11 protein-coding genes are annotated in these 11,967 nt (G+C 35.7%); 1 reads left to right on the top strand and 10 read right to left on the bottom strand.

Annotated features, from left to right (window positions below; all coding sequences use genetic code 11):
* Positions 1-19: 19 nt before the first annotated feature.
* The 10 genes from mgtE to ABEB31_RS09230 form a co-directional block, all read right to left on the bottom strand.
* Positions 20-1,369, bottom strand: coding sequence for a magnesium transporter (gene mgtE / locus ABEB31_RS09185; RefSeq protein ID WP_347051187.1), 1,350 nt, complete (start codon positions 1,367-1,369; stop codon positions 20-22).
* Entirely contained in the window at positions 1,353-2,138 is a 786-nt protein-coding gene (gene rsmA / locus ABEB31_RS09190; RefSeq protein ID WP_347051189.1) for a 16S rRNA (adenine(1518)-N(6)/adenine(1519)-N(6))-dimethyltransferase RsmA, read from the bottom strand. The genes mgtE and rsmA overlap by 17 nt, the downstream gene beginning before the upstream one ends.
* Positions 2,139-2,428: 290 nt before the next feature.
* Positions 2,429-2,740, bottom strand: a complete 312-nt coding sequence (locus tag ABEB31_RS09195; protein WP_347051190.1) for a DUF4286 family protein — start codon at positions 2,738-2,740, stop codon at positions 2,429-2,431.
* 78 nt (positions 2,741-2,818) lie between these two features.
* Positions 2,819-4,600, bottom strand: coding sequence for a tetratricopeptide repeat protein (locus tag ABEB31_RS09200; protein ID WP_347051192.1), 1,782 nt, complete (start codon positions 4,598-4,600; stop codon positions 2,819-2,821).
* Positions 4,601-4,675: 75 nt separating this feature from the next.
* On the bottom strand, positions 4,676-5,536 hold the full coding sequence (lgt, locus tag ABEB31_RS09205) for a prolipoprotein diacylglyceryl transferase (RefSeq protein WP_347051194.1): 861 nt from the start codon (positions 5,534-5,536) through the stop codon (positions 4,676-4,678).
* 88 nt (positions 5,537-5,624) lie between these two features.
* On the bottom strand, positions 5,625-6,896 hold the full coding sequence (gene serS, locus ABEB31_RS09210) for a serine--tRNA ligase (RefSeq protein WP_347051195.1): 1,272 nt from the start codon (positions 6,894-6,896) through the stop codon (positions 5,625-5,627).
* 157 nt (positions 6,897-7,053) lie between these two features.
* The gene (locus ABEB31_RS09215; RefSeq protein WP_347051196.1) at positions 7,054-7,956 is read right to left on the bottom strand and encodes a hypothetical protein; all 903 of its coding nucleotides are present in this window, start codon (positions 7,954-7,956) and stop codon (positions 7,054-7,056) included.
* Positions 7,957-8,085: 129 nt separating this feature from the next.
* Positions 8,086-8,625, bottom strand: coding sequence for a DMP19 family protein (locus tag ABEB31_RS09220; protein WP_347051198.1), 540 nt, complete (start codon positions 8,623-8,625; stop codon positions 8,086-8,088).
* A gap of 198 nt (positions 8,626-8,823) precedes the next feature.
* The gene (locus ABEB31_RS09225) at positions 8,824-9,051 is read right to left on the bottom strand and encodes a CDGSH iron-sulfur domain-containing protein (protein ID WP_347051200.1); all 228 of its coding nucleotides are present in this window, start codon (positions 9,049-9,051) and stop codon (positions 8,824-8,826) included.
* 276 nt (positions 9,052-9,327) lie between these two features.
* Positions 9,328-9,504: a hypothetical protein gene (locus tag ABEB31_RS09230; RefSeq protein WP_347051201.1), complete on the bottom strand. Its 177-nt coding sequence runs from the start codon at positions 9,502-9,504 to the stop codon at positions 9,328-9,330.
* 267 nt (positions 9,505-9,771) lie between these two features.
* Between ABEB31_RS09230 and metG the strand changes: the two genes are divergently transcribed.
* Positions 9,772-11,907, top strand: a complete 2,136-nt coding sequence (gene metG / locus ABEB31_RS09235) for a methionine--tRNA ligase (RefSeq protein WP_347051203.1) — start codon at positions 9,772-9,774, stop codon at positions 11,905-11,907.
* Positions 11,908-11,967 lie beyond the last annotated feature (60 nt).

The raw sequence follows: 11,967 nt of genomic DNA on the forward strand, positions 1-11,967 counted from the left end.
ATCAATTTGTGGCAAAAATCTAAAACCCAAGAATTAATTTGGCCACCGTAAAATATAGCATAATTCCAAATACATCATTTGTAGTGGTAATAAAGGGACCCGTTGCAATTGCCGGATCAATCTTGTTTTTATTAAGAAAAAGCGGGACCAAAGTTCCTAATGTCGCGGCAAATAAAATAACAACAATCATTGAAATTGAAATTGCAAATCCAACAAGATATTGCTGGTACATTACAGAGTGATATGCCAGTAAAAGAAGTGAAATTATACTTCCGGAAATCATAGAAACGGTAAGCTCTTTGGTAAAATAGCCTCTGCTAAATTCTTTCAGAGTTCCGTTTGCCAAACCCTGAACCACGATGGCAGAAGCCTGAACCCCAATATTTCCGGCAGTTGCAGAAAGCAGCGGAACAAAAATAATTAAAGTCGAATATTTCTGAAAAGTAGCTTCGTTTCCTTTTAAAACAAAAGAAGCTACAATTTCGATTACCATTCCGATTAAAAGCCACGGAAGGCGTGCTTTTGTCAACTCATAAACGCTGTCATTAGATTCAACATCCTGTGTGATACCTGCAGCCAACTGATAATCTTTATCTGCTTCGTCTTTAATTACATCCAGGATATCGTCAATTGTGATTCGCCCAACCAGACGCCCTAATTCATCCACAACCGGAATTGCCTCTAAGTCGTACTTTTGCATAATACGGGCTACTTCAACATCTTCGGTATCTACATTTACAAAATTTAATTTTCTAATGTAAACTTCTCCAATCTGAGTTTTGGTAGAAGAAGTCAAAAGGTCTTTTAAGGATAATCTTCCTTTTAGTCGGTTTTCGTCATCCACCACATAGATAGAATGTACTCTGGATACATTTTCTGCCTGAATACGCATTTCCTTTACACAAGTCAGTACATTCCAGTTTTCATTAACTTTCACCAGCTCTTTTCCCATCAGACCACCGGCGGTATTCTCGTCGTAACGCAAAAGATCTACAATGTCTTTGGCGTGTTCAACGTCAACCATTTCCGAGATTACTTCTGCTTTTATTTCCTGAGAAAGTTCTGCAATAATATCGGCAGCATCGTTGGTTTCAAGTTCGTCAAGTTCTTCTGCAATTTCCTTCGGCGAAAGCCTGCTTAAGATATTCTCACGCAAATCTTCTTCCAGTTCCAGAAGAATTTCTGCTGTTTTATCACTATCTAAAACCTTAAAAATGTAGGTGGCCTCATCAAAATCTAATTCGTCTAAGATTTCGGCAATATCTGCGTGGTGCATGTCATTAAGCAAAACTTCAAGTTCATTGTCGTTTTTCTTAATAATAAGCTCCTCTAATTGATGTATAAATTCCTTGCTAACTTTGAACTCCATCGGCTTCTATTTTTTGAGTTAGTTCAATAAATTCTTCTACACTAAGCTGCTCCGGACGTTTATCAAAGATAGTCTCTTCTCGCAGTTTATCAGATAAATTTAATGTTTTCAAACTGTTACGTAATGTTTTTCGTCTCTGCTGAAAAGAAGTTTTTACCACTGTAAAAAATAACTTTTCACCACAAGGAAGACTATAATCTTCCTTTCGGGTCATTTTCATCACACCCGACTTCACCTTGGGCGGAGGAATAAAAACGTTTTCATCAACCGTAAACAGATACTCAGTGTCATAGAAAGCCTGGGCTAAAACGGATAAGATTCCGTAAGCTTTTGAACCTTTTTTTTCGCAGATGCGTTCTGCAACTTCTTTTTGAAACATTCCCGAAAATTCAGGAATTTGATGTTTAAATTCTAAAGTCCTGAAAACAATCTGTGTCGAAATATTATATGGAAAATTTCCAATTATAGCGAATTGCTTGTTTTCGTAAACTTCATTTATATTGTATTTCAGGAAATCCTGAGAAATAATTTTATCTTTTAATTTCGGATAGTTCTCGCGCAGATATACCACAGATTCTGTGTCAATCTCAATAACATGCGTATTAATCGGCTTTTCAAGCAAATACTTAGTAAGCACACCCATTCCCGGTCCTATTTCTAAAACCTCATCATATCCTTTCAGACTCAACGTATCTGCAATTGCTTTTGCGATACTTTCGTCTTTAAGAAAATGCTGTCCTAAATGTTTTTTGGCTTTTACTTTTTCCATTTTATTTCTTGTTTTGCCGCGAGGGCGCAAAAGTATTCTTTTTTATTGTAAAGGCTTGCAGACTTTTAGTTTTTTTGACACAAAGACTTAAAGACACAAAGTTTTTATTTATTTCGGTTTAATTACAATTAAAAAATTATCCTTTTCTTAGCTACCTGTTTTTTACCGGAAATTTTCTTATGCGTTCACTTAATCTGTTGCCTGTTGCTTTCTTCATTGGTTTGAAATGGCATTTCCATAATAGACATTTTAACTAATACTAATTTCCTGAACACACAACACTAAAAAAACTAGTGTTCAGAAATAACTTCTAATTCTGTTCTGAAAGAAAGCATTTTATCTGCAAACAGGCCTAAAGCTTCTCTGTGAAATTCCGGTTCATCTTCTATATAAAATTTATCCAGCTTTTCTTTACTGTCCGTTACAAATTGTGTTGAATACGTAATGCCGCCCATTTCTTCTTCAACCAGTACTTTTACAATTCTTGCTGATGAAAATTTTTGGGTTGCCAGAATTTCCGGTATGTGTTTTTCCTGCATCCATTTTAACCATTGGTCGTGAACGCTTTCGTGTATATTGGTGGTAACGTTGTATATGATCATTTTTTTTATTGTTTAATCGGTTAATCGTTGATTTGTTTGATCGATTAAACGGTTAAACAAATCAACGATTAAACCTAATTACAAATTCTTATCTCCTCTTAATTCTCTGTATTTCTTTCTGGCATCAACAAAGTAAATACTGTCCTGATGATTGAAAATTACTTTTTCGTATAATGCTTTTGCCTTTTCGGAATCTTTTAATTCGTCATTGTAAATTTCTGCCGAGAAAAACAAGGCTTCGTCCACATAAATTCCGTCGCTGTGATGGTCGATAATCTGCTGGTATTGGCTTAAAGCCGAAGCAAAATCTTTCTGGCTTTCGTAGACTTTTCCCAATCTTAAAAATGTTACGGCTTCTATTTCCTGACCTTTATAGGTTTTCAAAATATTCTGAAACTGCGCAATGGCATCTTGTTTTTTATTCTGATACATTAAAAAATCACCTTTTGCAAAAGCTTTCAGCGCTACCTCAGTCGAATCTGCAGCAGTATTATCATTTATCAATAAAAAATATTCAAGAGCATCATTGGCAATCAATTGTGTATTTGCCGCTTTAAGTTCTTTAAACTGTTTATTTGCCCATTCAAAATCGCCTTTGTAATAACTGGTTTTAGCCGCTTTTAAACTGGCTTCGTGCGCCATTACATCATTCTTTAAATCCAGTTGAATTTGCGAATAATAAATTAAAGCCTGATTGAATTTTTCTTCCAAAAGTAAAATATCCGCCAATTCCATTTTTGCATCGGCTTTCTGGTATTCGTTTAGATTTAATTCTAGAGCTTTTTTCATGACAGCTTTTCCTTCTTCACTCTTTTTTAAATTGAAAGCCAAAAAATGAGCCTGGATGATTTGCAAAGATAAGGTAAAAGGACTGATTTCGTAAGTCGTCAATAATTGATGCAGCTCCTGACCGATTGCAGAATACTCTTTTTCCTGTGCATTTTTGATTTTAATTTCCATCAAATACGCGTTGGACTGAATGAGCAGATCCAGATCTTTCGTATTTTGAAGAATGAAATTCAAAATCTCAACAGCCGTTTCGTCATCATCTTCATTCATAGCAAACTGACTTAGATTGACGATACTCATCAACGACTCCGGTTCGCGTTTGTAAATGGCTTTTTCCTGAATGAAGGCTTTTCCGAATTCTTTTTGCTGAACGTAAAACCAGCTCAGATAATGGTTCCAGAAAACATCCTGATCTTTTTGGGTTTTCAGGATTAATGCTTTACGCATGGCATCTTTAAAAGCCGTATTATCGGTTTCGCCATTCATAAAACGGGACAATTGTGTCTGAATAAGACTTGTATTTTGCGGATTTGCGAAAGATTCTGTCAATAATAAATCAATCATAAGATCGGTTTTGCCCAACTGACCGTATAACATTCCGATTTGAAAATTGAAGTTAAAGTTCGGCTGAACCGACATTGCAGTCTGATATGCTTTTAATGCATATTCCAACAACACTTTTTTCTCGAAAGAACCCGCAATTCCGTAAACATCATTCGGATTTGTTTTTATTTTTTCGATTGCCTGTTCGTAATAACTTTTTGCTTTCGAATCGTTTTTCTGCAACTGAAAATTATATCCCAGTTCAACCAAAAAAACACCTTGCTTGTATCGGTTAAAACGCTCCTGAATTGCTTTTTCTGCGTTCGCAAATTGCTGCAATTGCTGATATGAATCTATAGTTCTTAAAAAATACAGCGTATTTGAAGGCGCGCTTCGTAAAAGTTCCTCATAACTGATTTTTGCTTTTTCAAAATCGCCTTTGTCATAATAATATTGCGCCAATTGCTCGTTTTGAGCAAACCCAAAACCAGTACATAACAAAACGAAACAGAGCAATAGATTTTTCATATTTCAGTTTTTTTGTTTTCAGTCAAAGTTTTCAGTTTTGCGAAAACTGGAAACGGGCACTGAAAAACGTGACTATTAGTTTTCAGTTTTATTTAACTGCAAACTGTCACTGTCAGCCATAGCTTTTTTAATCTTCCAAAAAATCAATCCTAAACCAATTAAAATAAACGGAATACTTAAAATCTGTCCCATATTAATTAGCATATTGTTCTCAAAACTTTCCTGATTTTCCTTGAAAAATTCGATAATAAAGCGGGCTGAGAATAATAAAGTTAAGAAAGTTCCGAAAATTAATCCTTTTGCATCTCTGTTTTTTTCAGATTTATACATATAAAACAGAATTCCGAAGATTACTAAATAAGCAAAAGCTTCATATAATTGTGTAGGATGACGCGGAATTAAATCGTCTCTCTGGAAAACAACACCCCAATTTCCGTTGGTTGGCTTGCCATAAATTTCCGAATTCATAAAATTTCCTATTCTGATAAACGCACCCGTTACAGGAACTGCAACTGACATTTTATCGAGAAGTCCCAGGAAATTTACTTTGTACCTGCGGCAATATAAAATCATGGCCGTAAGAACACCAATGGTTCCGCCGTGACTTGCCAAACCCTGATAACCAACAAATGCATAAGCACCTTTAACTTTCTGGATTGGCAATAGGATTTCTATTGGATGTTTTAAGAAGTAATCGGCTTCATAAAAGAAACAATGTCCCAATCGTGCTCCAAGAACGGTTCCGACAATTACATAAATCAATAAACTGTCCAGATTGTCCAGCGAGTGATTTTCCTTTTTATAAATATTTCTAACAATATAAAACCCAAGAAGAAGTCCGGTCGCAAAAAGTGCCCCGTAATATTTCAGCGGAAAACTATCTGTGATCCAGATTATAACGGGATCGACATTCCAGTTTAAGATACCGTTTTTCATTTAGTTTTATTTTTCAGTCTCAGTTTCAGTTTCCAGTTTCAATTAGCAGTAAACTGTAAATTGAAACCGGGACTGTAAACTGAAAAAATTAATTTATAATATCAAATCCGCAGTAAGGGCGTAAAACTTCTGGAATTACAATTCCCTCCGGCGTTTGGTAATTTTCTATGATTCCGGCCAAAACACGTGGAAGCGCCAATGAACTTCCGTTTAGTGTATGTGCCAACTGATTTTTCCCGTCTTTGTCTTTAAAACGTAATTTTAAGCGGTTTGCCTGAAAAGTTTCAAAATTAGACACAGAACTAATTTCTAACCAGCGGTCCTGTGCTGTAGAAAACACTTCAAAATCATAAGTCAACGCAGATGTGAATCCCATATCACCTCCGCAAAGACGTAAAACTCTGTACGGTAATTTCAATTCTTTCAAAATATCTTTTACGTGCTCTACCATTCCGTCCAGCGCTGCATAAGAATTATCAGGGTGTTCAACACGTACAATTTCTACTTTATCAAATTGGTGCAAACGGTTTAAGCCGCGCACATGCGCTCCGTAAGAACCTGCTTCGCGACGGAAACATGGCGTGTAAGCGGTATACAAAACCGGCAATTCGTTTTCATTTAAAATGACATCGCGGAATAAATTGGTAACTGGAACCTCAGCGGTCGGAATCAAATATAAATCGTCAATTGTAGAGTGGTACATTTGTCCTTCTTTATCGGGCAATTGTCCTGTTCCGTATCCGGAAGCTTCGTTTACCAAATGTGGTACCTGAACTTCATTATATCCTGCAGCTGTATTTTTGTCTAAGAAATAATTGATTAAAGCGCGTTGTAGCCTTGCTCCTTTTCCTTTATAAACAGGAAATCCTGCTCCGGTGATTTTTACACCCAATTCAAAATCGATGATATCGTATTTCTTTACCAGTTCCCAGTGTGGCTGCGCATCTGCGTGCAAAACCGGGATATCACCTTCCTGAAAAACATTCAAATTGTCATCCGGAGTTTTTCCTTCAGGAACAATGTCTGCCGGAAGATTAGGTAAAGTGTATAATTTATGGGTCAGTTCTACGGCCAAAGCTTCTGCTTTTTCGCCCAGTTCCTTGCTTTTTTCTTTTAGTGAAACGGTTTTTTCTTTTAAGATTGCTGCTTTAGCTTTCTCTCCGGCTTTCATCAATTCACCAATATCTTTGGACAATTTATTAGATTCTGATAAAGTATTGTCTAATTCTACCTGCGCAGCACGACGGTTTTCGTCTAATTGAACTACTTCTTCAACAACGCTTTTAGCATCGATATTTCGTTTTGCCAAAGCCTTGATTACTTTCTCCTGATTTTCTCTAATAAATGCGATTTGTAACATAGCTTGATTTTTATAACTATTGTATTTTTTTATAACGGAAGCAAATTTAAGCAAATGTTTGTTAACATAAGGACAAAGTTTTTCCCGAATACTGAAATCTCTTATAAACAGCAAAAGCACTAAAAAAGTGCTTTGTTAATTGATATATTTATGAAATTTATTCCAGAAAGCGATGCCTGCCATCTCTGTGAAAAACATATTGTTTTCCGTTAAACTTGAGTTTTTCAAACTCTTTCCTGGTTTTAAGATTACTTTGCCCTTCTACGCCGTTTTCCGGATCACCTTCTACAGCTTCTTCATAAGAAAAGTTTTTAGTAATCATCAAATCAAAACAACCATTGGTTTTTTCGTCAGAAAAGCTCATTCCGGTTTCTAAAGTTTCTACTTCAAAAGTTCCGCTTCCGTTAGAATCACCATTTATCTTTCGGATAGGATAATCATACAGCAGTTTTTTGATCTTTTTATCTGCCAAAGTCAGTAAAGTAAATTTTTGTTCCGAATACAAAACGATTCTGCTGCCTGCACTCGCCTCTGTATAAAATGCGACCGCAGGCATTTTTTCATTCACATACACCAGATCTTTCAAAATATGTGATTTAGAAAACCGAATTGCTTCCGTATCATAATAACTAAGATTATCATCAGATTCTTCAGCAATTATATTTCCGCTTTCTCTGTCTGCAAACACATATTTTCGTTCGAAATAATTCCCCAAATCTTCTCCTTCAGACTTTTGAACTTTTTTATTTGGTTCCATAATAGTCAACACGAAAAAGGCTGTTTTATCATCATAATTAATGGAGCTGGATTCGGCAACTTTAATCGACGAATATTTAATCTGAAGATTGGATACGACTTTAGAAAGCAGCTGCAGATTTAATTCTTCTGATTCTTTAAAATCTTCCGCATTTCTAAAAATCAGTTTTTTAACCGGTTTTGGTTTTAAATCGGTCTGGGAGAGAAATTCCTCATTACCAATATCTGATTCTTTAATTTTTTCATTTTTCCCACAGGAAAATAAAAACAATAAAATTCCACTTAAAAGAATACTTTTTTTCATAGGCATTTGTGTATAAAAATTTAGGGCAATCCAAATATATAATTTTCTTACAAAGCTTTTTGAAAAAAGTAGAATCTAAAGGCTATATTTCCAAAACATAAAATTCACTATTAATATTTTAAAGATTTTTTAATCTCTCTTGATTTCGTGGCCCACAAATTCTTCCAGTTCTTTAAACATTTCTTCGACCGAAAGAACGACTGTATCGGGATGTGATTTTAAAAATGCCGCGTTTAATTCCACTAGATTTTCATCTAATTCGAAATAAGTATTGTTATTTAAAATCTCTACCAATGGGCTTTTAGTTCCGAAAGTATCTTTCAAGAATTTTCCAAGTTTGATAGTGCTCTGCAAACGCAATTTTCTGCTTTGTTCTCTAAATAATTGTAAATGTTTTTCGGCGCCAATTAAGGCCAAACCTTCTTCAATTAATTCATTCAGTTCCTTATTCCAACCCGAATCATAGACGAATTTCGAAAAATTTCCTTCTGTATATTTTGAAGCATAATAATCCAGATAATAACTCATCAAGGCATCTTCGTGAATTAAATCGTCGTCTATTTTTTCTTCGCGCATTAAATTAATAACCGAAATATTCGAATTAACAACGTCCTGAGGATTTTCGCTGTTGGCTGCAGTTTCTGAGATTATGATTTTACCGAATTCCATCTGTCTTAAATATGAGTTTCATGCAAATTTCGGGTAAATAAAGGAGAAAAGAAATAATTTTATTAACTCAATAAAACCTGAACAGTTATTTAAAGACCTTTATGGGAATAATTCAGGATGCAATTATTGAAATTGCTTCTTTTATTGAAAAAGCCGCATTGAATTACAATACGGCTCATATTTTATATAAAAAAGATCTTAGCTAGTCTTCATTGGTGGTAAATCGAAAGCAACAGAATCATGTTCGAAGTTGTTTCTGTGTCCTCCATCACAAAATGGTTTGTTTGCAGATAATCCGCAACGGCAAAGTCCTAATGCAGCTCTGCCTTGTAAACCGTAAAGTACTCCTTCCGGATCCATAATTTCAAAATCTCCTTCGATCTTGATTGATCCGTTTTTATTGATGATTAGTTTTGTCTTGCTCATAAATTTTGTTTTTTTTCGGATGCAAAGGTTGCGAAATATATTGGTATTTATAAGCGGGAAACGTAGTTTAAACTGGTTCTATTTTATGTGACTTTTTTTGCCACGAAGACGCTAAGGCACAAAGTTTTTTGTTTCCCGGATTTATAGTACAGTCAGACTGAGCGAAGTCGAAGTCCCGCAAGATTTATTTTTTGAATGGAAACTATCTGGCAAAGGCACAGACACGCAAGTTTTATAATTGAAAAATTCTTTAATATGTAAATTTAGAGGAGAAAATTATTCGCTTTGAATATCAGATTCATTATCCTTTTTTTGCTGATTCATCTTTGTAATTATAGCTTTCAATTGTAATGCTCTTTCTTTTTTTTCTTCCTGAATTTTAGCTTTTTTCCGATTCAGCAATTTGGTATGTAAAGCTTTGTTTTTTGAGTCTTTTTGAGGTCCCTTTGCCATAACATTTAATCTTAATAGATTAGATTGCAAATATAAAGATTTACAAAGAATTAACGCACATTGTCGGCTGAGCGAAGTCGAAACCATGTTGCTGAATCACTATGCGGGGCTTCGACTTCGCTCAGCCTGACAATCCCGAACAAAAAACTTTGCGACTTTGCGAGAACAAAAAACTTTTCGAATCTGTGTGCTTTTTCTCAGCGAATCTCCGCGTAATATTAAAATCTCAATTCTATTGCTTATTTTTGCACTCATAAAATTTATATAATGACACAGAATCCAAAGAGATATACGATCACAGCTGCTTTGCCTTACACCAACGGACCAATTCATATTGGGCATTTGGCGGGAGTTTACGTGCCTGCAGATATATATTCGAGATATTTAAGATTGCAGGGAAAAGATGTTGCATTTATCTGCGGAAGCGATGAACACGGTGTTGCAATTTCGATGAAAGCCAAAAAAGAAGGAATTACTCCACAGGAAGTTATTGATAAATATGACGGAATTATTCGTAAATCGTTTGCAGATTTCGGAATTTCTTTCAACAATTACTCCCGAACTTCGGCGAAAATTCATCATGATACGGCTTCTGAATTCTTTAGAACATTATATGATAAAGGAGATTTTATCGAAGAAGTGACCGAACAATTATACGATGCAAAAGCCAATCAGTTTTTGGCAGACCGTTTTGTAGTAGGAACTTGTCCAAGATGTGGCAATGACGGTGCTTACGGAGATCAGTGCGAAAATTGCGGTTCTACTTTGAACGCAACCGATCTGATTAATCCGAAATCGACGATTACCGGCGAAACTCCGATTTTAAAAGAAACAAAACACTGGTTTTTACCTTTAGACCGATATTCTGATTTTTTAACCGAATGGATTTTAGTCGGACATAAAAACGACTGGAAAACGAATGTTTACGGGCAGGTAAAATCCTGGATTGATGCCGGATTAGAACCCCGCGCCGTAACCCGCGATTTAGATTGGGGAATTGACGTTCCGGTTGAAGGTGCAGAAGGTAAAAAATTATACGTTTGGTTTGATGCGCCGATTGGGTACATTTCATCAACAAAAGAATGGGCAGCACGCGAAGGAAAAGACTGGGAACCGTATTGGAAAGATGAAGAAACGAAACTGGTTCACTTTATCGGAAAAGACAATATTGTTTTCCATTGTATTATTTTCCCGGCGATGCTAAAAGCAGAAGGAAGCTATATTTTACCAGACAACGTTCCTGCAAATGAGTTTTTGAACCTGGAAGGAAATAAACTTTCAACCTCTAAAAACTGGGCGGTTTGGTTACATGAATATTTAGAAGAATTTCCGGATAAGCAGGATGTTTTACGCTATGCTTTAACGTCTAACGCTCCTGAAACCAAGGATAATGATTTTACATGGAAAGATTTTCAGGCGAGAAACAATAACGAATTGGTTGCTGTTTTCGGAAACTTCGTAAATCGTGTGGTGGTTTTAACCAATAAATATTATGAAGGCGTTATTCCGTCTCCGAACGAATTTTCAGAAGTTGACGAACAGACTCTGGCAGAATTAAAAGCGTATCCGGCTGTAATTGCAAGCTCGGTAGAACGTTACAGATTCCGTGAAGCTTTGGGCGAATTGATGAATGTAGCGCGTTTAGGAAACAAATATCTGGCAGACGAAGAGCCCTGGAAAGTAATGAAAGACAATCCGGAGCGTGTAAAAACTCAAATGTTTGTGGCGCTTCAAATTGCTGCTGCCCTGAGCGTTTTGGCAGAACCATTTTTACCTTTTACTGCGGCTAAATTGTCTAAAATATTGAATTTAAGTGATCTTAAAGAACATTTTGCAGGATTCAGTAAATTCCTGAAAGAGAAAAATCGTGACGCAGAAGACATTTTTATTGAAAAAACTTTGGATTGGAATGACATTTCTGAAAATTCAGATTTGATTCCGGCCGGACATAAAATTGGCGAAGCAGAATTGCTTTTCGCAAAAATTGAAGACGAAGAAATACAAAAACAAATAGACAAATTGGAAGCAACAAAAACAGCTAATCTTGCCGAAAACAAACAAGTTGAACCACAGAAAGATTTAATTCAGTTTGAAGATTTCGCTAAAATGGATATTCGTGTGGGAACTATTCTGGAAGCTGAAAAAATGCCGAAAGCAAACAAACTATTGGTTTTAAAAGTAGACACGGGAATCGACGTACGTACAATTGTTTCGGGAATTGCAGAAAGCTTTTCTCCGGAAGAAATCATTGGAAAACGTGTTTCTGTATTAGCAAACCTTGCTCCAAGAGCTTTAAGAGGTGTCGAAAGTCAGGGAATGATTTTGATGACAACCAATGCAGAAGGAAAATTAGTTTTCATAAATCCGGATGCTGATGCTCCGAATGGGGAAACTGTGAATTAAAAGTTTATATACTCTTATAAAAAAAAAAGCGTGAACCGGTTATTTTTAACTGTTTACGCT

The organism is Flavobacterium olei (genome assembly GCF_039749035.1).
GTDB lineage: Bacteria > Bacteroidota > Bacteroidia > Flavobacteriales > Flavobacteriaceae > Flavobacterium > Flavobacterium olei.